Genomic DNA, 22,857 nt, shown 5'->3' with positions numbered 1-22,857 from the left:
CTTGGTGAGAGGTTGGCGTGGTCGACCCACACCGACTGGCGCCGACCCTACCCAGCCGCGGACGGCATACCCACTGTTTCGGCGGTGCGACCTCCGAATCGTGACCTCACCGACTCAGCCGGCCAGTCATTCTCCGTGGTGGGCCGCGATGATCCGGGCGTACTCCCGCCCGGAGTCCTTGATCGTGCGCACCTGGGTGTCGTAGTCCACGTGGACGATGCCGAACCGCTTGCTGTAGCCGAACGCCCACTCGAAGTTGTCCATGAGCGACCACGCGAAGTAGCCGCGGATGTCGGCGCCGTCGTCGATCGCTCGCCTGACGGCGTCCAGATGACCATGCAGGTATGCCGTCCGCTCACCGTCGTGGACCGCCGCACCTTCGGGGCCGGTGTCGACCTCGTCCGGCCAGGCAGAGCCGTTCTCGGTGATGTAGACGGGCAGGCCGCACTCCTGCGCCGAGCGCATGAGGATGTCGTGGTGGCCCTGCGGTGAGATCTCCCAGCCCATGTCGGTGAGCGGTGGGCGAGGGGCGACGTCCTCGACGCCGTCGAGGCCGGGGAGGGGTTGCACGGCACCGTCGACATGGCGGACGCGGGTGGGGAAGTAGTTGTTCACGCCCAAGTTGTCGAGCGGCGCGTTGATGACCTCGAGGTCGCCGTCGTGGATCCATGAGTGGTCGGTGAGGTGGGCGGTGTCGTCCAGCAGGCTCTGCGGGTAGGCGCCGTGGAAGAGCGGGCCGAAGAAGATGCCGTTGTAGATGTTGTCGGCCCGACGGATGGCGTCGGCGTCGGCGTCGTTCGGAGTGTCCGTCGGGTCGTCGGTCGGCTCGTCCGGACCCCACACCTGGGAGGGGTTGAGCGTGATCGACACCTGCGCGTCGGGGCACTTCTCGCGGATGATCGGGACGGCGGTGCCATGGGCGAGCATGAGGTGGTGTGCGGCAATGAGCCCCTCGACGGGGTCGGTGTGGCCGGGTGCATGGTGGCCGAGGGAGTAGCCGAGGAGCGAGGAGCACCACGGCTCGTTGAGGGTCGTCCAGTTCTTCACGCGGTCGCCGAGAGCGTCCACCACGACGCCGGTGTACTCCGCGAACCAGTCCTTGATCTCGCGGTTGAGCCAGCCGCCCCGGTCGTCCAGGGTCTGGGGGAGGTCCCAGTGATAGAGCGTCACGAAGGGGCGAATTCCGTTGTCCAGCAACTCATCCACGAGTCGGCTGTAGAAGTCGAGGCCCGCTGCGTTGACCGCCCCCACCCCGGTCGGGATGACCCGTGGCCAGGCGACGGAGAAGCGATAGGCGTCGAGCCCGAGCTCCTTCATGAGGGCGACGTCCTCCGGCATGCGCCGGTAGTGATCGCAGGCTGGGTCGCCGGTGTCCTTGTTGATGACGTTGCCCTCGATGTCGCAGAAGGTGTCCCAGATGGACGGCCCGCGACCGTCGGCAGTGGTCGAACCCTCGATCTGGAAGGACGCGGTGGCGGCTCCCCAGAGGAACCCGTCGGGGAATCTGGTCTCGAACGTCATGAACCCAACCTAGTGCTGGCCGGGTTCGTGCGGCAGGGTGTTCCCATGCCCTACGAAGCGATCACCACGCCCCTCTACGTCACTGCTGCCACGGCCAAGGGCGGGCGTCAGGGACACGTCACGAGTGAGGACGGAGTCATCGACCTCGTCCTCGGCAAGCCGGGGAGCAAGTCCAACCCCAAGGCGAATCCCGAGACCCTCTTCGCGGCCGGCTACTCCGCGTGTTTCGGCAACGCCCTCATCTCCGTTGCTGCCAACGAGGGCCTCGATGTCAGCGAGTCCACCGTGACGGCCAGCGTCACCCTCGGCCGCACCGACACGGGTGTCGGGCTCGCGGTGGCGCTCGAGGCCGTCATCCCCGGGGTGGACGAGGCGACGGCTCACGAGCTCGTCAACGCCGCGCACCAGGCGTGCCCGTACTCCAAGGCCACCCGCGGCAACATCGACGTGACCATCAGCGTCCGCACCTCCTGAGCATGGCGGCAGTCACGATCATCGGCGGGCACGGCAAGATCGCTCTGCGCCTGGCCCGCCTCCTGTCCGACAACGGTCACGTCGTGACCTCGTGGGTGCGCGACCCCGAGCAGGGCCCCGACATCGAGGACGTCGGGGCCCATCCGGCCGTTCTCGACGTCGAGTACCTCTCCGTCGACGAGATGGCCGATGCCCTCTCCGGAGCCGACGTCGTCGTGTGGTCCGCTGGTGCTGGGGGAGGCAACCCCGAGCGCACGATCGCCGTCGACCGCGACGCGGCGATCCGGTCCATGGAGGCCTGCCTGGCAGCGGGTGTGCCGCGCTACGTCATGGTGTCCTACTTCGGTGCCGGGCCGGATCACGGTGTGCCAGAGGACAATTCGTTCTTCACGTACGCGCAGGCCAAGTCAGACGCCGACGCCCACCTCCGCGAGACCGACCTCGTCTGGACGATCCTCGCTCCGAGCACCCTCACGGACGACGCGGGAACGGGTCACCTCGAAGTCGGCGAAGGCGTCACGAGCTGGCGGGTGAGCCGGGACGACGTGGCGAGCGTCGCGGCATACGTCATCGAACACCGCGGATTCGCGCGGCGCACAATCGCCTTCAACAACGGGACGACCCCTATCGCGGACGCCCTGCGCCCCACCTGATCCACTGATTGCGCGGGTGGGACACGCGCGCATGTCCCACCAGCGCAAGAAGTGGATCGGTCAGGCGGGCTTGACGTCGTCGCCGACGTTGACGACGCCCGTCCCGTCGGGGATGAGCTGGATCGCGAACCACGTCGCGCCGTCCCAACGCCGGTGTCGCGCAAGGGTTCTCACAGGTTCCTTGCCCGTCGTCAACGACTCGACGTCGATCGTCGTCATGACGCAGCGGTCGACCGGCTTCGCGACCCGGAACGTCACCTCGCCGAGCCGGACCGTCCCCCACGTGTCCTCGACGAACGCCTCGAGATCCCCGTCGATGACGACGTTGGGGCGAAACCGTTCGATCGGCAGTGGCTCGGGCAGCTCCTCGCCGCGCTCGACCGCGCCCTCGGCGATCCAGTCGTTGAGCCGGGCGAGCGAGCGCAGGCTCGCGAGCGTCACCGGATAACCATCGGCGTATGCCGTGTGGTCCCCTTCCCGACTGAACGCCGGGTTGAGTGCCCGGGCCGTGGGATCGACGCACCGCACGAGCCGCACGTCCGAGCGTCCTGCGGCATGGCGAATCCACTCGTCCGCCTCGGCCGACACCAGCCCTCCGACCAGGTGGTGCCGTTGCAGCCGCACTGCCACCTCCGCACCGGCCGCATTGCCGACGAGAAGGTCCTCGACCCCGGGAGCCCTCAACCGCAAACCACCCGGCACGGACGCGTCGGTTTCAGGTGTGTCCGCCTCGATCCGGAACAGCGCGTGGCACTCCCGCGCCGACACAAGAGTCCCCTGCTGGTCGACGACCATCCACCGCCGATCCCCGGCGAACCCCGCCCGCTCGACAGCAGCCGAGGCGACCGGTCGAATCGCCGTGCTCTTCACCGGATGCACGTTCAGCCCCACGACCCTCACCGACATGCCTTCACCTCAGTCATTCCGTATTGGGGATCGGGTGGTGCGCTTGTCGTGCGTTCGCGACGAAGGAGCGACTGAGCGCGACAAGCGCACCACCCGATCCCGCTGGGCGGAGCGACTGAGCGCGCGTCGCGCTACGGACGTGAGTCACTTCCCGAACCCGCCTCAAGCGCGGCGGTCGAGGAGTCCGGAGTCGACGTCGTACATGAACCCGCCAACGGCGATCGTGTCGGGGATGAGGGGGTGTGACCGCACTGCCATGACATCTGCCTTCAGGGCCGCGTCCTGGTCGGCGATGACGTGGAACCCCTGCCACGAGGCGTCGGCCCCGGCCTTCTCGCCGATGACCTCGCGCAGCTCCGTCTCGGAGTACTTCGTCATGGCGCAGCGGGTGTGCGGCACGACGAGGATGCGCTCGACGCCGAGGAGGTGGACGCCGAGGACGAGCGCCTCGAGCGCCGCTGCGGTGACGCGACCTCCGGGATTGCGGAAGATCTTGGCGTCACCCGGCTTGAGGCCGAGCATGCCGAGCGGGTCGATCCGCGAGTCCATGCAGGTGACGAGGGCGACGCCGGCGTGCGCGACACCGTCGAAGCCACCCAGCGTGAAGTCGTCCGCGAAGGCGCGGTTGGCCTCCAGCAGGTCGTCGAATTCGGGTGTGGCAGTTGCGTTGTCGCTCACAGCAGTCCTGGTCTCTTCGGGATGGTCATGGCCATCGGCTTGGTGACGGAGGCAAAGAAGTCGTTGCCCTTGTCGTCGACGACGATGAAGGCGGGGAAGTCCTCGACCTCGATCTTCCAGATCGCCTCCATGCCGAGCTCGGGGTATTCGAGCACTTCGACACTCTTGATGCAGTCCTGTGCCAGGCGCGCGGCCGGTCCACCGATCGAACCGAGGTAGAAGCCGCCGTGAGACGCGCACGCGTCGGTGACCTGCTTGCTGCGGTTGCCCTTGGCGAGCATGACCTTGGAGCCACCGGCAGCCTGGAACTGCTCGACGTAGGAGTCCATGCGACCGGCGGTCGTCGGACCGAAGGAACCGGACGGCATACCCTCAGGGGTCTTTGCCGGACCGGCGTAGTAGACGGGGTGGTCGCGCAGGTAGTCGGGCATCTCCTCGCCGGCGTCGAGGCGCTCCTTGATCTTTGCGTGGGCGATGTCGCGGGCGACGACGAGCGGGCCGGTGAGGGACAGGCGGGTCTTGACCGGGTAGGCCGTCAGCTCGGCGAGGATCTCGTCCATGGGCCGGTTGAGGTCGACCTCGACCACAGCACCCTGACCGGTCGAGCCCGCACCCGTTGCCTCATCGTCATGGGCCTCCAACGCGTCGTGCGTCGTGTCGGGCAGGAAGCGCGCCGGGTCGGTCTCGAGCTGCTCGATGAAGACGCCTTCGGGCGTGATCTTGGCGAGGACCTGGCGGTCGGCCGAGCAGGAGACTGCGATCGCGACCGGCAGCGAGGCGCCGTGGCGGGGGAGGCGCACGACGCGGACGTCGTGGCAGAAGTACTTGCCACCGAACTGGGCGCCGATGCCGAACTCGCGCGTCAGGCCGAGGACCTGGTCCTCGAGCTCGGTGTCGCGGAAGCCGTGGCCGGTGGCGGCGTCACCGCTGGTGGGGAGGGTGTCGAGGTACTTGGCGCTCGCGTATTTCGCTGTCTTGAGGGCGAATTCGGCGCTCGTGCCGCCGATGACGATGGCGAGGTGGTAGGGCGGGCAGGCCGCCGTGCCGAGGCCACGCAGCTTCTCGTCGAGGAAGCGCATCATCGCCGCCTCGTTGAGCACGGCCTTGGTCTCCTGGAAGAGGAACGACTTGTTGGCGCTGCCGCCACCCTTGGCCATGAAGAGGAACTTGTAGGTGCTCTCGTGCCCCTCGGCGGTGTCGGCGTAGAGCTCGATCTGCGCGGGCAGGTTGGAGCCGGTGTTCTTCTCCTCCCACGTCGTCACGGGCGCCATCTGCGAGTAGCGCAGGTTGAGCGTCGTGTAGGCGTCGTAGATGCCCTTGGACAGGGCCTTCTCGTCGACGCCCTCGGTGAGGACGTGCTGGCCGCGCTTGCCCATGACGATGGCGGTGCCGGTGTCCTGGCACATGGGGAGGACTCCGCCGGCGGCGATGTTCGCGTTCTTGAGGAGGTCGAGCGCGACGAACTTGTCGTTGTTGCTCGCCTCGTCGTCGTCGAGGATGTTGCGCAGCTGCTGGAGGTGCGCCGGGCGCAGGTAGTGCGCGATGTCGTGCATCGCCGTCTCGCTCAGCAGGCGCAGCGCCTCGGGCGCGACCTGGAGGAACTGGCGTCCGCCGGGTCCCTCGACGACCTCGACTCCCTCGGTGGTGAGAAGCCGGTATGCCGTGTCGTCACTGCCGATCGGCAGCAGGTCCTCGTAGGCGAAGTCAGCCATGGTCCTTCTCGATTTCCTCTCGGGTTGGTGCGTAGGCCCCAGCGTGCCCGACCGTGATCGCGCTCGTGGCAAGTGCTCGACTGATGGCGCCCTCGACGTCGGCGAGCGAACTCGCGGCGAGGCGGTCACGGGCGTCGGCATCGCCGAGCAGGCCGGCATCGAGCAGGCCGGAGATCAGGCCGGCCATGAAGGAGTCGCCGGCGCCGACGGTGTCGGCCACCGACTCGGCGCGGGTGGGGGCCTCTCCGAATTCACCCGTGGCAGTGACGCGGTAGGCGACACCGTCGCCGCCCCGGGTGACCACGACGAGGCTCGGTCCCAGGGCACCCCAGGCGGCCATGACGTCGGGAAGCGAGCGGCCGGCATACAGCCATTCGGTGTCGTCCTCGCTCGCCTTGACAACATCGCTCAACGCGATGAGCGACTCGATCTGCGGGCGGACGGTGTCGGGTTCGCCCATGATGCTCGGCCGGGCGTTGGGGTCGTAGGAGACCGTCGCGTGCGCCCGTGCCTCGGTGAGCGTCTGCGCCACGACCTCCGCGCCGGGGGTGAGCGTCGCGGCGATCGAGCCCGTGTGGACGTGTCCGAAGGCGCCGAGGTCCGCGACGGGGTGGAGTTTCCAGTGCAGGTCGAAGTCGTAGGTGGCCGCGCCCGAGTCGTCGATCGTCGCGGCAGCCGTCGACGTCGCGTGTGAACCCGCGTCGAGGTTCTCGATGACGACCCCGTGGTCGGTGATCTGCTCGCGGCACTGTCGACCGTGCTCGTCATCCCCGAGCGTGGTGGCCAGGGAGGTGTCGTGTCCGAGGCGGGCCACTCCCATGGCGACGTTCGCGGGGGAGCCGCCGACGTGCTCGCTCACCTGCCCGTCGGGCGTGTGGACGATGTCGACGAGCGTTTCACCGACGACGAGCACTGGCTGCATCAGCGGTGTCCCAGGTAGAGCTCGCCCATGCGGTCGAGGACGTGGTGGCTCTCGATGACGCGGACCGTGCCGGAGCGGCTGCGCATGACGATGGAGTTCGTCGTCGCGCGGCCCCGTCCGTAGCGCACGCCCTGGAGGAGTTCGCCGTCGGTGATGCCGGTCGCCACGAAGAAGCAGTTGTCGCCGGTGACGAGGTCGTGGGTGGTGAGGACGCGGTCGAGGTCGTGTCCGGCGTCGATGGCCTTCTGGCGCTCGTCGTCGTCCTGCGGCCAGAGGCGACCCTGGATGACGCCGCCGAGGCACTTGATGGCGCAGGCGGTGATGATGCCCTCGGGGGTGCCGCCCACACCGAGCAGCAGGTCGATGCCGGTCGTCTCACGCGCAGCGGAGATGGCGCCGGCGACGTCGCCGTCGGAGATGAGCTTGATCCGGGCGCCGCTCTCGCGAACGTCCTGGGCGAGCTTCTCGTGGCGTGGGCGGTCGAGCATGACGACCGTGACGTCCTCGGGGCTCTCCTTCTTGGCCTTGGCGATCCGGCGGACGTTCTCGGCGACGGGGAGGCGGATGTCGACGACGTCGGCGACCTCGGGGCCGGCGACGAGCTTGTCCATGTAGAAGACGGCGCTCGGGTCATACATCGAGCCGCGGTCGCTCACGGCCATGACGGCGATCGCGTTGGGCATGCCCTTGGCGGTGAGGGTGGTCCCGTCGATCGGGTCCACGGCGACGTCCACCTCGGGGCCGGAGCCGCTGCCGACCTGCTCGCCGTTGAAGAGCATGGGGGCGTTGTCCTTCTCGCCCTCACCGATGACGACGGTGCCGCGCATCTCGACGGTCGTCAGGAGCGTGCGCATGGCTTCCACCGCTGCGCCGTCGGCCCGGTTCTTGTCACCCCGCCCCACCCAGCGGCCACCGGCCATGGCGGCGGCCTCGGTGACCCGGACGAGCTCGAGCGCGAGGTTGCGGTCGGGGACGTTCGTGGACGGGGCGTCGGGCATGAGGAACCTGTCTTCCTGGGCGTGGCGCGAAGTCGGGATCGGGGTCGGACCCCTGCGGCCCCGACTCTATCGCCGACCCGATACGGCGATTCGCACGGTCATCAGCGACCATGGAGGGGTGAGCACCACCCCGACCAGCGCCACCGACGAGCCGAGCGACGCGTCGCAGAGCACCGCATCGCAGGGCACCGCGCCGACCACGTCGCAGGCCACCCCGCGCAAGAGCAGCTATTCGATGGGGTCGACGCCCAACATGGTGCGGTCCCTCATCGTCATCGGTGCGCTCATGGCGCTCATCTGGTTCATGACGCCGCGGGTCAACACCCTCGGCGGTCCGGTGGTCGACGTGCATGGCACTGCGGTCCAGGTGGCGGAGGACAGTGGCTGGCCCATCTCGGAGGCGATCGACCTGCCCGAGGGCTGGCGCACGACGAGTGCCCGCTATGTCCGGAGCACGGACAAGCTCATGACGTGGCACGCGGGCTACCAGTCGCCTGCGGGTACCTATGTCGCGGTGGAGCAGACCCGTGACGCGACCCGTGGATGGGTCGAGGCCCAGACGAACCGCGCCCGCCGGATCGGTGAGGTCACGATCGGTGACGTCACCTGGATCAAGTACGAACGCGGCGGCAAGGTCCAGAACAGCATGCTCGACCGGCGCACCGGCTCCGGTGAGATGACGACGCTCCTCACGGGCACCGGCTCGTTCGAGGAGATGGCTCTCGTGGCCGAGCACCTCGGCCCGGTCAAGCCCTGACCTGAGCCCACCTTGCCCGGAAATCGTGGATCGTCCCGGTTGCAACCGGAACGATCCACGATTTCCGCGTCATGTGCGGGCGTCTGCCAGACCTGAGGGGTCAGTCCTTGAGCTTGGCCTCGGCCTCGTCGAGCCACTGCGCGCAGTGCGCAGCCAGCGCCTCGCCGCGCTGCCACAGGCCCATGCTGTCCTCGAGCCCGACCTGACCGTTCTCGAGCCGCGCCACGATGTCGACCAGCTCGTCGCGCGCCGCCTCGTAGCTCATCTCGGCCACGTCGGCGTTGGCGTCATCGGTAGCGGTCTCCGGTGACGCTGCGTCATCAGCGGTGGTCTCGGGCTGCGGGGTGTCCTTGGCCATGCCGAGCACCCTAGCCCTGAGTCCGGACACCGAAGTCGCCGCGAGCCACGGTGACCCGCAGCAACTCGGCCACCTCGAGGTCGTCCGGGTCGTGCACGACCGTGCCGTCGACGCGCTGCACGATCGCGTAGCCGCGGTCCAGCGTCGACTGCGGCGACAGCGTCCGCACCTGCGCTCGCAGGTGGCGCACCCCGTCCTGGTGACGGTGCACGAGGGTCTCGATCCGGCGGTGCGCCCGATCGCGCATCGCACCGACCACTTCACGCTGCACGCGGACGAACGCCCCGGGGTCGGCGAGCACCGGACGGGAGCGCAGTTCGACGAGGCGCCGACGCTCGTGGTGGAGGCGTCCCTCGAGTGCCCGCCGTGCGCGAGCCCGGGCGACCTCGACGATCTGGTGCTCGCGCTCGGCGTCCGGCACGATCGCCTTCGCCGCGTCCGTCGGGGTCGACGCGCGGTGATCGGCCACGAGGTCGAGCAGGGGAGTGTCGACGTCGTGACCGATGGCGCTCACCACCGGCGTGTGGGCCGCGGCCACCGCGCGGAGCAGGGCCTCGTTGCTGAACGGAAGCAGGTCCTCGACGCCTCCACCGCCGCGCGCGATGACGATGACATCAACATCAGGTATGTCGTCCAGCTCGGCGAGTGCCTCACTCACCTCCGTGACGGCGCTCGTTCCCTGCACCGCCACCTGGCGGATCTCGAACTGTGCGGTCGGCCAGCGACGGCGCGTGTTCTCGACGACGTCCTTCTCCGCGGCGGAGGCACGTCCGCAGATGAGGCCGATCCGGCGCGGCAGGAAGGGCAGCGGCTTCTTGCGGTCGGCGTCGAACAGGCCCTCGCTCGCGAGATTGCGCTTGAGGTACTCGATCCGGGCCAGCAGTTCACCCACTCCCACCGGCCGGATCTGGCGACCGTCCATCGTCAGCGTCCCGCGCTGGGTCCAGAAGGACGGCTTGACCTGCACGACCACTCGCAGACCCTCGGTCACCGGGGCGGCCATCGCATCGAGGGCGTTGACCTGGATCGACACGGACAGGGACATGTCGACGTCGGCATCGCGCAGCGTGAGATAGGCCGTCCGCGCTCCCGGTCGGCGGTTGAGCTGCACGACCTGCCCCTCGACCCAAACGACGGACATCTTCTCGACGTAGTCCGCGATCTTCATCGACAGCAGGCGCACGGGCCACGGCGACTCGGCCGTGGTGTCCGCAGCCCGCTCCGGAAGGGTCATGCGGGCCAGTCAACACTGCCCGGCCGACATCCTCGGCGAGGCTGTCGCTCTGACCCCAAAGGTGCGGACGCAACGGGAGGCGAGCGGACGGCATACAGGAACGGCATTCAGGAAGCGCCAAGGTGCGCCCGTACGATGGAGCACATGACCGCCATGACTGACCAGGCCACCAAGCGTGTGCTCCTCGCCGCGCCCCGCGGCTACTGCGCCGGCGTCGACCGGGCGGTCGTCACGGTCGAGAAGGCGCTCGAGCTCTACGGCCCGCCGGTCTATGTGCGCAAGGAGATCGTGCACAACAAGCACGTCGTGACGACGCTCGAGAAGCGCGGCGCGATCTTCGTCGAGGAGACGGACGAGGTGCCCGAGGGCGCGACCGTGATCTTCAGCGCCCACGGCGTCGCCCCGGTCGTCCACGAGGAGGCCAAGGCCCTCGGTCTCAAGACCATCGATGCGACCTGTCCGCTCGTGACCAAGGTCCACCGCGAGGCCGTGCGCTTCGCGAGCGACGATTACGACATCCTCCTCATCGGCCACGAGGGTCACGAAGAGGTCGTGGGCACGTCCGGTGAGGCGCCCGAGCACATCACGCTCGTCGACGGTCCCGATGACGTCGCCAACGTCGAGGTCCGCGACCCCGACAAGGTCGTGTGGCTCTCCCAGACGACGCTCTCCGTCGACGAGACGATGGAGACGGTGCGTCGCCTGCGCGAGAAGTTCCCGTCGCTGCAGGATCCGCCGAGTGACGACATCTGCTACGCCACGCAGAACCGCCAGCTCGCGGTCAAGCACATGGCTCCCGAGTGCGACCTCATGATCGTCGTCGGCTCGCGCAACTCCTCGAACTCGGTGCGCCTCGTCGAGGTCGCGCTCGAGCACGGGTCGAAGGCCGGTCACCTCGTCGACTATGCCGAGGAGATCGACGAGTCGTGGCTCGACGGCGTCGCGACGGTGGGTGTCACGTCGGGTGCGTCCGTGCCGGAGATCCTCGTGCGTGGGGTGCTGGACTACCTCGCGGAGCACGGGTTCGAGGACGTCAAGCCCGTCGTCGCGGCCGAGGAGTCGCTGATGTTCTCGCTGCCCAACGAGATCCGTCGGGACCTCAAGGCCGCTGGGATGTCCGACAAGATGCGCCACGACGGCGCGTTCGCCGAGGCCGGCTCGCTCCACTGATCCGCCGGTCCCGTTCGCGGGATTCCGGTATGCCGTCCGCTCGCCGCACGTGGTCGGCGCACCCACGAGGGCTGCGTCAAATGGCGCAGCCGTCCGGTCCGCACGCCACGTCGTCCCCGCCCTGTGCGCTGGGGCTGCCGACCATCGTCAACGGGTTGGACTCGCGCCAGGCCTGGTCGAGCACCTGACCGAACACCTCCGAGGGCTGCGCACCGCTCACGCCGTACTTCTCGTCGATGACGAAGAACGGCACGCCCGAGATGCCGTAACGGCGAGCGTCCGCGATGTCGTCGCGGACGGCCTGGGTGTACGTGCCGGCGTCGAGAGCGGAGCGGATCTCGTCGCCCTGGAGTCCGATGGACTCCCCGACGCGGACGAGGGTCTCGACCTCGCCGATGTCCTCACCGTGCTCGAAGTGCGCTGACAGGAGTGCCTCCTTGGCCTCGTCCTGTCGCCCCCTGCCGGCCGCGAAGTGGATGAGTTCGTGCCCGCGCTGGCTGTTGGCGACGACGACCGAGCCGAAGTCGTAGGCCAGTCCCTCGCCGGCCGCCACCTCGGTGACGTGGTCGAACATCTGCTGCACGCGCTCGCGCGGCATGCCCTTGCGGGTCTCGAGGTAGTCGAGCTCGGTCCCGTCGTAGTGCTCGGGCAGCGACGGGTCGAGCTGGTAGCTGTGCCACGTCACCTCCACGGACTCCCGGTGGGGGAACTGTGCGAGGGCACCCTCGAAGCGGCGCTTGCCGATGTAGCACCACGGGCAGGCAATGTCAGACCAGACGTCCACCTTCATGGAAAGTTCAACCATCTGGTCGTCGGAAAATTTCCTGACGAGCCGGTATGCCGTCCGCTCACCGTCGTCGTACCGCCCCACCTCGGATGGGCGTGCCGGCCTCAGTCGCCGTCGATGAGGGCGGCGAGGCCGTCGAGGGTGCGGGCCAGGCCGAAGCGCCAGGCCCGTTCGTCGCTCCACGCGCTGCCCTGCGCTTCGCCGGAAGCTGAGCCAACCCGCACGCTGCGCGGGTAGGCTTCTGGGTCGAAGGCCCGCGCGAGGATGGGTTGGTTGGCCTCCCACCACTGGGCGTCGCTCATCGCCGTGTCGGTGGTGGCCCGGGCTGCGTCATGGGCCGACCGGGCGTGCGACTGCACGAACCCGAGGAGGTAGGTGAGGGCGGCGTCGATGTCGAGGTCGGACAGTCCGGTGTCGTCGAAAGCGGCCAGCTCGTGCTCGTACTTCGCCATGACGCCGGGGCCCAGTGGAGGGCGGCTCAGTGCTGCGACCTCGGTGAGCCAGGGGTGCTCGGTGAGGAGCTGACGGTTGGCCTCGGCGACCTTGGTGAGGCGGGTGCGCCACAGCGACCGGCGCCAAGCAGGGCGCTCCATCCGGAGATAGAGGGCGTCGACCATGAGGTCGAGCAGCTCGGCCTTGCCCGGGACGTACGTGTAGACCGACATCGCCGAGACCCCGACGCGTTCGGCGACGGCGCGCATCGTCACCGCGCCGAGTCCCTGATCGTCGGCCAACGCGATCGCGGCATCGACGACCTGCTCGACAGTGACCGAGCGCCCGGGGCCCTTGCGGCGCGGAGCCGCAGAGGGGTCGCCCCAGAGGAGGGCGAGCGTCCGGCTGGGTTCACCGGATCCGGTCGCGGTGGTGCTCTCGGGTGCCATGGGAATGAGTCTGGCACAGGCTTGTTGTACGTAGTACACCGTACGATGTACAATGTAAGAACCGCCCACGATCACAGGAGTCCGCTTGTCAGTGAGCCAGTCCACCCACACCCCCACCCAGTCAGCAGGAGGCCCCATGCAGATCACCAGCACCGCCATCTCGCTCAATGTCCCGGACGTCGAGGCCTCGGCATCGTGGGCAAGGCAGTTCCTCGGATTCACCGAGGAGATGGCCGCAGACGGGTTCGCCTCCCTCGCGCACCCCGAGGCGGGCATGAACCTCATCTACCTGGCCACGGGCTTGCCGACCTTCAAGCCGGCGTCTGCGGCGGGAAAGGCCGACGGGCTGCTCGTCGTCTTCACCGTCGAGGACATCGACGCCGACTACGCCCGCCTGCAGGAGGCCGGCGTCGAGATCGTCACGCCGATCGAGACCGAGCCGTGGGGTGAGCGCTACTTCCAGATGGCAGACCCCAACGGCGTCACCTACCAGCTCGTGCAGTGGGTCGAGCCGACCGACCCGCAGTACGCGCAGTGATCGGCTAGCCAGCCACTCACACGCACCGACTTCTTGCCCTCTTGGGACACGCGAGCGCCGGCGAGTGTGTCCCAAGAGGGCAAGACGTTGCTCGGCGTCAGCCGGCGTCGTCGGCCGCGCGACGCGTTCGGTCCTCGAGCCGGCGTGGCACGTCGGGGAGCAGCTCCGGACGGGCGTCCTCGTCGGTGACTGCCTCGATGAGCTCGAGGGCCGTGAGGACGCGCGGCCCGGTCTCCAGCGGACCGAGCTCGGGCAGGTCGTCCGACACGAGGTCGAGATCATGCATCCGGCGAGCGGTCACGAGCACACGCGACTCGAGCGCCCCGACGAACTGGTTGTAGGCCTCGACCGATGCGTGCAACGAGCGGCCCATCTTGGCCGTGTGCGTGCCGAGCGTCGCGAGCCGGCGATAGAGCTCCTGGCCGAGCGCGAGCAGTTCTCGGGCACTCGTCGAGAGCGAGTCCTGCTGCCACCCGAACGCGACAGTCCGCAGCAGTGCCAACAGCGCGCCGGGCCCGACGAGCACGACCCGCGACGCCATGGCTCGCTCGTGCAGCCCCGGATCCGCGGCCAGTGCAGCCGCGAGCATCGCGTCGCTCGGCACGAAGCAGACGACCATCTCCGGCGTCGCGTCGAACGCCGACCAGTAGTCCTTGGCCGACAGCGCGTGGACGTGCTGCCGGAGGGCGCGCGCATGGTCGCCCAGAAGTTCGGCACGTTCGTCCTCGCCCAGACCGTCGGTCTGGGCATCGAGGAAGGCCGCCATCGGGGCCTTTGCGTCGACGACGAGGACTCGGTCGCCGGGCAGGCGCACGACTACGTCGGGCCGCACCTCACGGTCGTGCCGACTCCGCGCCCGCACCTGCTCATCGAAGTCGCAGCGGGCGAGCATGCCCGAGGCCTCGAGGACGCGGCGGAGCTGCACCTCGCCCCACGATCCGCGCACCGACGACGAACGCAGTGATCCGGCCAGGGACTGCGTCTGGCGGCCGAGCTCCTGCGCCTCCGACTCGACGCGCCCCATGACGGCACGAATCGCCCCGAACTGCTGCACCCGGTCGCGCTCCAGCACGCCGACCTGACGCTCGACCCGACCCAGAGCGTCACGCAGCGGCGCCAGCAGTGAGGCCGTCTCCAGGTCCTCCGCCAGCGAGGCCTCGAGGTCGACGACTCGCTCACGCAGCAGGTCGCGTTCGGTGACAGCGGAAGCCGCGCGGACGGCATACGCCTGCCTGAGAAGCAGGTATGCCGTCAGCGCACCGATGACGATGCCGCCCACCAACGCGATCCACGGATTCATGTGTCACACCGTGCCAGCCGGGTCCGACAACGACCGGTAGGTAGGCTCGCCGCATGGCCGATCGCTCACGCCCCGACATGTCGACGGAGGCTGGACGGCGCTCGTTCATCCACATCCTCAACGCGAAGCTGCCGCGCAAGCGCAACATCGCCCAGGGCCTGCTCCGCAACGAGCGTGGCGAGATCCTGTTGTGCGAGCTGACCTACAAGTCGGAATGGGACCTGCCCGGGGGAGTGGTGGACCCCAAGGAGTCGCCGGCTGCCTGCGTCGTGCGCGAGATCAGCGAGGAGCTCAGCGCCACTGTCAACGTCGAGGGACTCGTCACCGTCAACTGGTTGCCTCCGTGGCGCGGTTGGGACGACGCGGTCCTCTTCCTCTTCGACCTCGGCGCCGTTCCCGCCACATTCACCGACGACCTCACCCTCCTCAAGCGGGAGCTCAAGGCCGTCCACTGGGTGGCACCCGCGGACATCCCCGACCACGTCGCGCCCTACACCGCGCGAATGCTGCAGCAGGTCCTGGAAGGCGAGCGAACGGCATACCCGATGTATTTGGAGAACAGCGAGAAGCCGGGGAGTCTCGCGTGAGCGCCGGGAAGTTCTTCGGTCTGCTGTTGGGGCTGCTCGTCGTGGCCTTCGTGGTGGTGTGGGTCTTCGTCAGCCTCGCGGCGCTGCTCTACGCGCTCGGTCAGGGCGACGGGGGAGCCGCTGGCATCTATGCGGTGTCGACCGTGGTGGGGCTCGCGGTGGGGGCCCTGGGCGTCTGGGTCGTCCGACGGATGGCACGGGCACGGTCCGCACGCCAGTAGACTCCTGTTCCCGTGGCACTCACCATCGGAATCGTCGGGCTCCCCAACGTCGGCAAGTCGACGATGTTCAACGCCCTGACCAAGAACAACGTCCTTGCCGCGAACTACCCGTTCGCGACGATCGAGCCCAACGTCGGCGTCGTCCCGCTGCCGGACGCGCGACTCACGCGGCTCGCCGAGATCTTCGGCTCGGAGCGCATCCTGCCCGCGACGGTGTCCTTCGTCGACATCGCCGGCATCGTGCGCGGCGCGTCCGAGGGTGAGGGCCTGGGTAACAAGTTCCTCGCCAACATCCGCGAGGCGGACGCGATCTGCCAGGTGGTGCGCGCGTTCGAGGACGGCGACGTCGTCCACGTCGACGGCAAGGTGTCGCCCCAGAGTGACATCGAGACGATCCACACCGAGCTGATCCTCGCCGACCTCCAGACCCTCGAGAAGGCGGTCGCCCGCCTCGAGAAGGAGTCGCGGATCAAGAAGGAGTCCAAGCCGTTGCTCGACAACGCGCTGGCGGCCCAGAAGGTGTTGGAGGCCGGAACGACCCTGTATGCCGGTGGGTCGGCTGCCGGTGTCGACCTCGCCATGGCGCGTGACCTGGGTCTGCTGACGACCAAGCCGTTCATCTACGTGTTCAACCTCGACGAGGACCAGCTCGCGGATGCCGACCTGCACGCGTCGCTGCGTTCGCTCGTCGCGCCCGCTGATGCTGTCTTCCTGAACGCCAAGCTCGAGATGGACCTCATGGAGATGTCTCCGGAGGACGCACAGGAGATGCTCGAGGGGTTCGGGGCGACCGAGTCCGGGCTGAACCAGCTGGCGCGCACCGGCTTCCACACGCTCGGTCTGCAGACGTACCTGACGGCCGGCCCGAAGGAGTCGCGTGCGTGGACGATCCGCCAGGGGTGGACCGCTCCGCAGGCGGCCGGTGTCATCCACACCGACTTCGAGAAGGGCTTCATCAAGGCCGAGGTCGTGTCGTTCACGGACCTCGACGAGCAGGGCTCGATGGCTGCGGTGAAGGCTGCAGGCAAGGCGCGCCTCGAGGGCAAGGACTACGTCATGGCCGATGGCGACGTCGTGGAGTTTCGTTTTGCGCTTTAACCTCTGCACGCCCACGTAGCGAGTCGGGTGTGCTGTTGTTACGGTCTGATGCGGAGGGCCGCCACGTCGAAGACTGGTCAGTACTTACTGTATAGTTCAGTGCATGCTGACTATTGCTTCACGTCTTGACGTCATGAACCGGCTCGGTCGGTCGATGGCGGACCCGACGCGGTCCCGGATCCTGATGACTCTCCTCAGCGGCCCAAGCTACCCGGCCGTGCTCTCGCGTGAGCTGGAGCTGACGCGCTCGAATGTGTCGAACCACCTGACCTGCCTCCGTGACTGCGGCATTGTGGTCGCTGAACCTGAGGGCCGCCAGACCCGCTATGAGATCGCTGATCCTCACCTCGCCGCTGCGCTCGTCGCACTGGTTGATGTGACGTTGGCTGTCGATGAGCACGCGCCTTGCGTGGACTCGACATGCATGGTCCCTGGCTGCTGCGGTGCGGGGGCTGACGCGTGAGCGCGGCGTGTGCCTGCGAGCACGAGCCGGCCAGCACGGCGGGCGAGGAGATCGATGAAGCGGGTCGGCCCTGGTGGGGGGACCGCGGGATCATGGTGCCGGTCTTCTCCGGTGTCGCGTTCCTGGCCGGTCTGATCTTCGATTGGTCCGGCCTCGAGATCTCGGCGCTGGTGCTGTTCTGGGCCGGCCTGCTGCTGGGCGCGTCGACGTTCGTGCCCGGCGCGATCCGGAACCTTGTCACCAAGCGCAAACTCGGCATCGGCTTGCTGATGACGATCAGCGCCGTCGGCGCGATCATCCTCGGCTACGTCGAGGAGGCCGCCGCGCTGGCCTTCCTCTACTCGATCGCCGAGGCGCTGGAGGACAAGGCCATGGACCGCGCCCGCGGCGGGCTGCGGGCGCTGCTCAAGCTCGTTCCCGACACCGCGACTGTCCGACGCGATGGTGCCTCTGTCGAGATCGCGGCGAAGGATCTCGCTATCGGCCAGATCATGCTCGTGCGCCCCGGCGAGCGGATCGCGACAGACGGGATCGTCCGGTCCGGGCGCTCAAGCCTCGACACCTCCGCGATCACCGGTGAGTCGATCCCGGTCGAGGTCGAGCCCGGAGACGCAGTGTCGGCCGGGGCGATCAACACCGCCGGGGTCCTGGAGGTCGAGACGACCGCGGCAGGTACGGACAACTCGCTGACGACGATCGTCGAGCTCGTCGAGCAGGCGCAGGCGGAGAAGGGCGAACGCGCCCGCCTCGCGGAGCGCATCGCCCGCCCTCTCGTCCCCGGCGTGCTGGTCCTCGCAGCTCTGGTCGCCCTGGTCGGATCGCTGCTCGGCGACCCGGAGCTGTGGATCACGCGAGCCCTCGTCGTGCTTGTGGCGGCCTCTCCGTGCGCGCTGGCGATATCGGTGCCGCTCACCGTGGTCGCGGCGATCGGTTCGGCGAGCAAGTTCGGCGTGATCATCAAGTCCGGCGCGGTGTTCGAGCGGTTCGGTACGATCCGCCACGTCGCCGTCGACAAGACCGGCACCCTCACCCGCAACGAGCCCGCCGTTACCGCGGTCCTCACCGTCGACGGCGTCGCGGAAGCCCAGGCACTTGCCTGGGCAGCTGCGCTGGAGCAGCACAGCACCCACCCCCTGGCTGCCGCGATCACCGCCGCCGCCCCCGGTGCCCCCGCAGCCGGCGGCGTGACCGAGCAGGCCGGGCACGGCATCGAAGGGACTCTGGACGGGGCGCGGATCACTGTCGGCAACCCCCGCTGGCTCGACGCCGGTCAGTTCGGCGACCAGGTCGCGAGCCTAGAGGAGCAGGGCATGACCGTCGTGGTCGTGCACCGCGAGGGGAAGGCGGTCGCCGCGATCGGCGTGCGTGACGAGCTGCGCCCCGAGGTCCCCGAAGTCGTGAGCACCCTCGCTGCCCAAGGCTTCGAGGTGACCATGCTCACCGGAGACAACGCCCGCACCGCAAGGGCGCTGGCAAAACAGGCCGGTATCGAGGATGTGCGCGCCGAGCTGCGCCCCGAGGACAAGGCTGCCGCGATCGCGGAGCTGACCAGGAACGGCTCGGTCGCGATGATCGGCGACGGCATCAACGACGCCCCGGCGCTGGCCGCCTCCGACATCGGTATCGCGATGGGCGCGACCGGATCGGATGCCGCGATCGAGTCTGCCGATGTTGCCTTCACAGGCCATGATCTTCGCCTCATTCCCCGCGCGTTCGATCACGCACTACGGGGACGACGAATCATCAACCAGAACATCCTCCTGTCGTTGCTCATCATCGCGGTATTGCTGCCGCTGGCGCTCTTCGGTGTTCTCGGACTCGCGGCGGTCGTCCTCGTCCACGAGATCGCCGAGGTCATTGTCATCCTCAATGGCCTCCGTGCCTCGCGCACACGGAAGGTCGCCTCATGACGACGCAGGAGAGCGCCAACGAGAACAGACAAGGGGGATGGTGATGATCGATGCATCACCGAACAGGCTTGCGTCGCGCTTGCCCTTGCCGCCGGTCCCTTTGGCCGCCGCCGTGCTCGCGATCCAACGCCTGTCGGGAAGAGGGCGTCCAGTGACGAAGGCGTCAAGCGTGCTGGCGGGGATCTTCCTGGCAGGGTCGGTGTGGAGCATCACGGGGGCGATTGCTGAGTTCCGCAGGCAGCGGACGACGGTCAATCCAGTCGAAGTCGGCGCTGCTTCCCTCGTCACGTCCGGGCCAAACCGGGTCACTCGCAATCCGATGTATGTGGGGATGGCCGGCATTCTGATCTCTCATGCGTTGCTGCGCCGGTCGCCCATGGCATTGCTCGCCGCAATGCTGTTCGTCGCAGCCATCGACCGACTGCAGATCCCCGTGGAGGAAGCGCTGCTCCGGGATCGGTTCGGCAGTGACTTCGATACCTACGCAAGAACAACACCACGCTGGATCAGCCCGGGCGGACTCCAGTGGTGCGCTGCCCGTGGACAGTCGTGAGAAGAGGTTGGTATGTGCCGGAATGCGGTGGAGTTCCGGTTTAACGTCTAGCGTTATTGACGCCGAGCGTTATATTCTGATCGCGTGATCCGATCGTTCGGGAGCAAGGACACCGAGCGCATCTGGCACGAGCAGTACGTCAAGCGCGTCGACCGGACCGTACAGCGGGCCACCCCTGCGGAAGCTGGAAGTTCTCCATGCGGCGAAGGACGTCGAGGACCTCCGGATCCCACCGGGAAACCGTCTGGAGCGGCTCGTCGGTGACCGTCGCGGTCAGCACAGCATTCGAGTCAACGCGCAGTGGCGCATCTGCTTCGTCTGGAGAGATGGAGGTGCGGAAGATGTCGAACTTGTCGACTACCACTGAGGCCGACCAGATCGAGCCGATCCACCCGGGAGAGATCCTGATGGAGGACTTCATCGAGGGCTTCGGGATCACGCAGAACAAGCTCGCGGTGTCGATCGGGGTGCCGCCGCGGCGGATCAACGAGATCGTGCACGGCAAGCGCGGCATCACCGCGGACACTGCCATCCGTCTGGCCCGCTACTTCGGGACATCGGAGGAGTTCTGGATGAACCTGCAGTCGAACTACGAGCTCCGGCTGGAGCGGCGCGCGCTGCGCGATCAGGTCGCCGCGATCGCGCCGTTGCAGACCGCGTAGCCAGGACAGGCACCAACGCGCTGGCAACACGGTCCTTGCCAAGGCGTCACCGGTGACGCCTTTCCAAGGACCGGGAAGGCAAGTCGAGTTTCAGCGGCGGTTGCGGGGGTGGTTTTTGGCTGTGCGCTCGTTGCCGTGCTTGTAGTTGCCGGTGACCCGGGCCATGAGCTCCTGGTCGTCACCCGCCTCCACGTCCTCGACGAAGTCCGCGGCCCGGCGCCCGCGCAACACCGTTGCCACCGCGCCGTGGTGCGTGATGACGACGCTGCCGTCCTTGCGCTCGGACCAATCGAAGCCCTCAGGTATGCCCATGGCCCAAGGGTCGCCGACTCGTGCCGCTCGGCGCAAAGGAGTTACCGCTGACCGATCCACGCTGCGTCGGAGTGGCGCACGCCACACAGCCCTCTAAGGTCTCGACTCGCTGTGCGCAATGCCGCGCGCGGCGTCAAGACAAGAGAGGTGTTCTCGTGGACGAACCCGAGGTCGTGGACCACGACACGGTCCCACCGGCGAACAAGGGGCTGGTCGCCGCAGCCGGGGTGCTGCTCGCCATTCCGATCATCGCCCTGATGTGGGTCAGCTCCTACGCCAAGGTCGAGCCGAAGCTGTGGGGCTTCCCCTTCTTCATCTGGTACCAGTTCCTCTGGGTGTTCCTGTGCTCGGCGATGACGTACACGGCCTACCGGCTCGTGCTCAAGGCCCGCCCGCACCGTCCGATGACGGATGCCCGCGGCCCCTCCATCGGTGACTCCACGGACACCGACCTCCACGACGGCAACCCCTTCGACGCCGAGGGAGGCGCCCGATGAGCGGCATCAACTGGACGGCGCTCGTCGTCCTCGTCCTTCTTTTCGGCGTCGTCACCATCATGGGCTTCATGGCCACGCGCTGGCGCCGACCCAGCAGCATGGAGTCCCTCGACGAGTGGGGCCTCGGTGGTCGTTCGTTCGGCACCTGGGTGACGTGGTTCCTCCTGGGAGGCGACCTCTACACGGCATACACGTTCGTCGCCGTCCCGGCGGCGATGTTCGCAACGGGCGCCGTCGCCGGCTTCTTCGCCGTGCCGTACACGATCGTGCTCTACCCGATCATCTTCGTGTTCATGGCGCGGTTGTGGTCGGTCAGCCACCGGCACGGCTATGTCACTCCGGCGGACTTCGTGCGCGGTCGCTACGGCAGCCGTGAGCTCTCCCTCGCCGTGGCCATCACCGGGTTCCTCGCGACGATGCCCTACATCGCGCTGCAGCTCGTCGGCATCCAGGCCGTTCTCGAGGTCGTCGGTCTCGGCGGCGGCAGCAACTGGGTCGCCAAGGACGCGCCGCTCTTCATCGCGTTCGCGCTGCTCGCGGCCTACACCTACAGCAGCGGCCTGCGCGCCCCCGCGGTCATCGCGTTCGTCAAGGACACGCTCATCTACCTCGTGATCATCGTCGCGATCATCTACCTGCCCTCGAAGGTCGGCGGCTGGGACAGCATCTTCGGTGCCGCTCAGGAGAAGATGACGACGGTCAACGAGGCGACCGGCAAGCCGACGGGAGCGTTCGTCCCGGGCAGCACCCAGATGTGGGCCTACGCGACGCTCGGCCTCGGTTCGGCGCTCGCGCTCTTCATGTACCCGCACTCGATCACGGCGACCTTGTCCGCGAGCAGCCGCAACACGATCCGGCGCAACGCCTCGATCCTGCCGGCATACTCGTTCGTCCTCGGCCTGCTCGCCCTCCTGGGCTGGGTCGCGATCGCCGCGGGCACCAAGCCCGTCGGCCTCGACGGCAAGCCCAACGCGCAGCTCGTCATCCCGCAGCTGTTCGAGGACATGTTCCCCGACTGGTTCGCGGGCATCGCGTTCGCGGCCATCGCCATCGGCGCCCTCGTCCCCGCGGCGATCATGTCGATCGCGGCGGCGAACACGTTCACGCGCAACATCTACAAGGAGTGGATCGCCCCGAATGCGAGCCCGGCCCAGGAGGCCAAGGTCTCCAAGCTCGTCTCGCTCGTCGTCAAGGCGTTCGCGCTCGTCTTCGTCCTCCTGCTCGACAAGCAGAACGCGATCAACTTCCAGCTCCTCGGTGGCATCTGGATCCTCCAGACGTTCCCGGCGATCGTGTTCGGCCTCTACACCAAGTGGTTCCACCGCTGGGGTCTGCTCGTTGGCTGGGCTGTCGGCATGGTCTACGGCACGTGGCAGGCCTACAACGTCGTCAACCCGGTCACCGGTAGCCACTTCGGCGGCTCGCTCGCGAACATCCCCGGCATCGCGCAGATGGGCTACATCGCCCTGACGGCGTTCGTCATCAACCTTGTCGTCGCCGCGATCATCAGCGTCGCGCTCAACGCGATGAAGGTGTCCAACGGCACCGACGAGACGATCAAGGGTGACTACTTCGCCGACGCCGGTGACCCGCGCGTCGAGAAGCTCCCCGCCACCCCGCACGAGGTGACGCCGAGCCCGTGAGGTGAGCGGCCGGCATACCCGA

27 protein-coding genes are annotated in these 22,857 nt (G+C 68.1%); 15 read left to right on the top strand and 12 right to left on the bottom strand.

The features are described 5' to 3' along the window. Positions 1–126: 126 nt before the first annotated feature. A complete protein-coding gene (locus N803_RS03165; protein ID WP_035902465.1) occupies positions 127–1,521 on the bottom strand; it encodes a GH1 family beta-glucosidase in 1,395 nt (464 codons plus the stop codon). Positions 1,522–1,566: 45 nt separating this feature from the next. Here N803_RS03165 and N803_RS03160 point away from each other — a divergent pair, with 45 nt between their 5' ends. Together N803_RS03160 and N803_RS03155 are read left to right on the top strand one after the other, a co-directional pair. Further along, positions 1,567–1,995: an organic hydroperoxide resistance protein gene (locus N803_RS03160; protein ID WP_035902748.1), complete on the top strand. Its 429-nt coding sequence runs from the start codon at positions 1,567–1,569 to the stop codon at positions 1,993–1,995. 2 nt (positions 1,996–1,997) lie between these two features. Continuing rightward, entirely contained in the window at positions 1,998–2,648 is a 651-nt protein-coding gene (locus tag N803_RS03155) for an SDR family oxidoreductase (RefSeq protein ID WP_035902464.1), read from the top strand. 60 nt (positions 2,649–2,708) lie between these two features. On the opposite strand, the gene N803_RS03150 is transcribed toward N803_RS03155, so the two are convergent. From N803_RS03150 to glpX, 5 genes are all read right to left on the bottom strand, one after another. Then, positions 2,709–3,554: an MOSC domain-containing protein gene (locus N803_RS03150; RefSeq protein WP_035902463.1), complete on the bottom strand. Its 846-nt coding sequence runs from the start codon at positions 3,552–3,554 to the stop codon at positions 2,709–2,711. A 162-nt stretch (positions 3,555–3,716) separates the two neighbouring features. Beyond that, entirely contained in the window at positions 3,717–4,232 is a 516-nt protein-coding gene (locus N803_RS03145) for a beta-class carbonic anhydrase (protein ID WP_035902462.1), read from the bottom strand. Then, entirely contained in the window at positions 4,229–5,944 is a 1,716-nt protein-coding gene (locus N803_RS03140) for a fumarate hydratase (RefSeq protein ID WP_035902461.1), read from the bottom strand. Before N803_RS03140 ends, N803_RS03145 begins: the two co-directional genes overlap by 4 nt. Next, positions 5,937–6,866 (bottom strand): carbohydrate kinase family protein, encoded by a 930-nt coding sequence (locus N803_RS03135; RefSeq protein WP_035902459.1) that lies wholly within the window; start codon positions 6,864–6,866, stop codon positions 5,937–5,939. The genes N803_RS03140 and N803_RS03135 overlap by 8 nt, the downstream gene beginning before the upstream one ends. Continuing rightward, on the bottom strand, positions 6,866–7,864 hold the full coding sequence (gene glpX / locus N803_RS03130; protein WP_035902457.1) for a class II fructose-bisphosphatase: 999 nt from the start codon (positions 7,862–7,864) through the stop codon (positions 6,866–6,868). Before glpX ends, N803_RS03135 begins: the two co-directional genes overlap by 1 nt. A gap of 118 nt (positions 7,865–7,982) precedes the next feature. Between glpX and N803_RS03125 the strand changes: the two genes are divergently transcribed. Further along, the gene (locus tag N803_RS03125; protein ID WP_245616974.1) at positions 7,983–8,621 is read left to right on the top strand and encodes a DUF4245 domain-containing protein; all 639 of its coding nucleotides are present in this window, start codon (positions 7,983–7,985) and stop codon (positions 8,619–8,621) included. A 100-nt stretch (positions 8,622–8,721) separates the two neighbouring features. Here N803_RS03125 and N803_RS03120 read toward each other — a convergent pair whose 3' ends face one another. Both N803_RS03120 and xseA read right to left on the bottom strand, forming a co-directional pair. Next, positions 8,722–8,979 carry an exodeoxyribonuclease VII small subunit gene (locus N803_RS03120; protein ID WP_035902745.1) on the bottom strand — a complete coding sequence of 86 codons (258 nt, stop codon included), beginning with the start codon at positions 8,977–8,979 and terminating at the stop codon, positions 8,722–8,724. 10 nt (positions 8,980–8,989) lie between these two features. After that, positions 8,990–10,213 (bottom strand): exodeoxyribonuclease VII large subunit, encoded by a 1,224-nt coding sequence (gene xseA / locus N803_RS03115; RefSeq protein ID WP_035902456.1) that lies wholly within the window; start codon positions 10,211–10,213, stop codon positions 8,990–8,992. A gap of 144 nt (positions 10,214–10,357) precedes the next feature. On the opposite strand from xseA, the gene N803_RS03110 reads away from it, so the two are divergent. Beyond that, positions 10,358–11,383, top strand: coding sequence for a 4-hydroxy-3-methylbut-2-enyl diphosphate reductase (locus N803_RS03110; protein ID WP_035902743.1), 1,026 nt, complete (start codon positions 10,358–10,360; stop codon positions 11,381–11,383). 76 nt (positions 11,384–11,459) lie between these two features. Here N803_RS03110 and N803_RS03105 read toward each other — a convergent pair whose 3' ends face one another. Together N803_RS03105 and N803_RS03100 are read right to left on the bottom strand one after the other, a co-directional pair. Continuing rightward, positions 11,460–12,173, bottom strand: a complete 714-nt coding sequence (locus N803_RS03105; RefSeq protein ID WP_035902455.1) for a DsbA family oxidoreductase — start codon at positions 12,171–12,173, stop codon at positions 11,460–11,462. Between the two features lie 101 nt (positions 12,174–12,274). Continuing rightward, complete coding sequence (locus N803_RS03100) at positions 12,275–13,051, bottom strand: TetR/AcrR family transcriptional regulator (protein WP_035902454.1); 777 nt, start codon at positions 13,049–13,051, stop codon at positions 12,275–12,277. 136 nt (positions 13,052–13,187) lie between these two features. On the opposite strand from N803_RS03100, the gene N803_RS03095 reads away from it, so the two are divergent. Next, positions 13,188–13,589, top strand: a complete 402-nt coding sequence (locus N803_RS03095) for a VOC family protein (protein ID WP_035902453.1) — start codon at positions 13,188–13,190, stop codon at positions 13,587–13,589. Between the two features lie 97 nt (positions 13,590–13,686). Here the strand turns inward: N803_RS03095 and N803_RS03090 are convergent, their stop codons facing one another. Then, positions 13,687–14,889, bottom strand: a complete 1,203-nt coding sequence (locus N803_RS03090) for a DNA recombination protein RmuC (RefSeq protein ID WP_035902451.1) — start codon at positions 14,887–14,889, stop codon at positions 13,687–13,689. A gap of 53 nt (positions 14,890–14,942) precedes the next feature. On the opposite strand from N803_RS03090, the gene N803_RS03085 reads away from it, so the two are divergent. From N803_RS03085 to N803_RS03055, 8 genes are all read left to right on the top strand, one after another. Continuing rightward, the gene (locus N803_RS03085; RefSeq protein ID WP_035902449.1) at positions 14,943–15,476 is read left to right on the top strand and encodes an NUDIX domain-containing protein; all 534 of its coding nucleotides are present in this window, start codon (positions 14,943–14,945) and stop codon (positions 15,474–15,476) included. Further along, positions 15,473–15,697 (top strand): hypothetical protein, encoded by a 225-nt coding sequence (locus tag N803_RS03080; protein ID WP_035902446.1) that lies wholly within the window; start codon positions 15,473–15,475, stop codon positions 15,695–15,697. The genes N803_RS03085 and N803_RS03080 overlap by 4 nt, the downstream gene beginning before the upstream one ends. Before the next feature lie 12 nt (positions 15,698–15,709). After that, complete coding sequence (ychF, locus tag N803_RS03075) at positions 15,710–16,795, top strand: redox-regulated ATPase YchF (RefSeq protein ID WP_035902445.1); 1,086 nt, start codon at positions 15,710–15,712, stop codon at positions 16,793–16,795. 103 nt (positions 16,796–16,898) lie between these two features. Further along, positions 16,899–17,258, top strand: coding sequence for a Cd(II)/Pb(II)-sensing metalloregulatory transcriptional regulator CmtR (gene cmtR / locus N803_RS03070; RefSeq protein WP_035902444.1), 360 nt, complete (start codon positions 16,899–16,901; stop codon positions 17,256–17,258). Beyond that, positions 17,255–19,168: a heavy metal translocating P-type ATPase gene (locus N803_RS03065; protein ID WP_035902442.1), complete on the top strand. Its 1,914-nt coding sequence runs from the start codon at positions 17,255–17,257 to the stop codon at positions 19,166–19,168. The genes cmtR and N803_RS03065 overlap by 4 nt, the downstream gene beginning before the upstream one ends. A 37-nt stretch (positions 19,169–19,205) precedes the next feature. Further along, positions 19,206–19,721, top strand: coding sequence for a methyltransferase family protein (locus tag N803_RS03060; protein WP_211253442.1), 516 nt, complete (start codon positions 19,206–19,208; stop codon positions 19,719–19,721). 175 nt (positions 19,722–19,896) lie between these two features. Further along, the gene (locus tag N803_RS18825; RefSeq protein ID WP_084763966.1) at positions 19,897–20,088 is read left to right on the top strand and encodes a type II toxin-antitoxin system RelE/ParE family toxin; all 192 of its coding nucleotides are present in this window, start codon (positions 19,897–19,899) and stop codon (positions 20,086–20,088) included. After that, positions 20,063–20,383 (top strand): HigA family addiction module antitoxin, encoded by a 321-nt coding sequence (locus tag N803_RS03055; RefSeq protein WP_035902741.1) that lies wholly within the window; start codon positions 20,063–20,065, stop codon positions 20,381–20,383. The genes N803_RS18825 and N803_RS03055 overlap by 26 nt, the downstream gene beginning before the upstream one ends. A 90-nt stretch (positions 20,384–20,473) precedes the next feature. Here the strand turns inward: N803_RS03055 and N803_RS03050 are convergent, their stop codons facing one another. After that, positions 20,474–20,695 (bottom strand): hypothetical protein, encoded by a 222-nt coding sequence (locus N803_RS03050; protein ID WP_035902441.1) that lies wholly within the window; start codon positions 20,693–20,695, stop codon positions 20,474–20,476. A gap of 155 nt (positions 20,696–20,850) precedes the next feature. Between N803_RS03050 and N803_RS17295 the strand changes: the two genes are divergently transcribed. Continuing rightward, positions 20,851–21,192, top strand: coding sequence for a DUF3311 domain-containing protein (locus N803_RS17295; protein WP_052111657.1), 342 nt, complete (start codon positions 20,851–20,853; stop codon positions 21,190–21,192). Then, the gene (mctP, locus tag N803_RS03040; protein ID WP_035902439.1) at positions 21,189–22,835 is read left to right on the top strand and encodes a monocarboxylate uptake permease MctP; all 1,647 of its coding nucleotides are present in this window, start codon (positions 21,189–21,191) and stop codon (positions 22,833–22,835) included. The genes N803_RS17295 and mctP overlap by 4 nt, the downstream gene beginning before the upstream one ends. The last annotated feature ends 22 nt before the right edge of the window (positions 22,836–22,857 follow it).

It is taken from the genome of Knoellia subterranea KCTC 19937 (genome assembly GCF_000768685.1).
GTDB classification, from domain to species: Bacteria; Actinomycetota; Actinomycetes; order Actinomycetales; family Dermatophilaceae; genus Knoellia; species Knoellia subterranea.
The sequence above is the reverse complement of the archived record's forward strand: the minus strand, read 5'-3'. Positions and strand labels throughout refer to the sequence as shown.

Excerpts from the sequence above, each read along its gene's own strand:
- N803_RS03120 (WP_035902745.1), bottom strand. The coding sequence starts at position 8,979 with ATGGCCAAGGACACCCCGCAGCCCGAGACCACCGCTGATGACGCAGCG.
- N803_RS03090 (WP_035902451.1), bottom strand. The coding sequence starts at position 14,889 with ATGAATCCGTGGATCGCGTTGGTGGGCGGCATCGTCATCGGTGCGCTG.
- N803_RS03095 (WP_035902453.1), top strand. The coding sequence starts at position 13,188 with ATGCAGATCACCAGCACCGCCATCTCGCTCAATGTCCCGGACGTCGAG.
- N803_RS03085 (WP_035902449.1), top strand. The coding sequence starts at position 14,943 with ATGGCCGATCGCTCACGCCCCGACATGTCGACGGAGGCTGGACGGCGC.
- N803_RS03135 (WP_035902459.1), bottom strand. The coding sequence starts at position 6,866 with ATGCAGCCAGTGCTCGTCGTCGGTGAAACGCTCGTCGACATCGTCCAC.
- mctP (WP_035902439.1), top strand. The coding sequence starts at position 21,189 with ATGAGCGGCATCAACTGGACGGCGCTCGTCGTCCTCGTCCTTCTTTTC.
- N803_RS03155 (WP_035902464.1), top strand. The coding sequence starts at position 1,998 with ATGGCGGCAGTCACGATCATCGGCGGGCACGGCAAGATCGCTCTGCGC.
- N803_RS03050 (WP_035902441.1), bottom strand. The coding sequence starts at position 20,695 with ATGGGCATACCTGAGGGCTTCGATTGGTCCGAGCGCAAGGACGGCAGC.
- N803_RS03060 (WP_211253442.1), top strand. The coding sequence starts at position 19,206 with ATGGTGATGATCGATGCATCACCGAACAGGCTTGCGTCGCGCTTGCCC.
- N803_RS03110 (WP_035902743.1), top strand. The coding sequence starts at position 10,358 with ATGACCGCCATGACTGACCAGGCCACCAAGCGTGTGCTCCTCGCCGCG.
- N803_RS03140 (WP_035902461.1), bottom strand. The coding sequence starts at position 5,944 with ATGGCTGACTTCGCCTACGAGGACCTGCTGCCGATCGGCAGTGACGAC.
- N803_RS03165 (WP_035902465.1), bottom strand. The coding sequence starts at position 1,521 with ATGACGTTCGAGACCAGATTCCCCGACGGGTTCCTCTGGGGAGCCGCC.
- N803_RS03160 (WP_035902748.1), top strand. The coding sequence starts at position 1,567 with ATGCCCTACGAAGCGATCACCACGCCCCTCTACGTCACTGCTGCCACG.
- cmtR (WP_035902444.1), top strand. The coding sequence starts at position 16,899 with ATGCTGACTATTGCTTCACGTCTTGACGTCATGAACCGGCTCGGTCGG.
- glpX (WP_035902457.1), bottom strand. The coding sequence starts at position 7,864 with ATGCCCGACGCCCCGTCCACGAACGTCCCCGACCGCAACCTCGCGCTC.
- N803_RS03055 (WP_035902741.1), top strand. The coding sequence starts at position 20,063 with ATGTCGAACTTGTCGACTACCACTGAGGCCGACCAGATCGAGCCGATC.
- xseA (WP_035902456.1), bottom strand. The coding sequence starts at position 10,213 with ATGACCCTTCCGGAGCGGGCTGCGGACACCACGGCCGAGTCGCCGTGG.
- N803_RS03100 (WP_035902454.1), bottom strand. The coding sequence starts at position 13,051 with ATGGCACCCGAGAGCACCACCGCGACCGGATCCGGTGAACCCAGCCGG.
- N803_RS03150 (WP_035902463.1), bottom strand. The coding sequence starts at position 3,554 with ATGTCGGTGAGGGTCGTGGGGCTGAACGTGCATCCGGTGAAGAGCACG.
- N803_RS03105 (WP_035902455.1), bottom strand. The coding sequence starts at position 12,173 with ATGAAGGTGGACGTCTGGTCTGACATTGCCTGCCCGTGGTGCTACATC.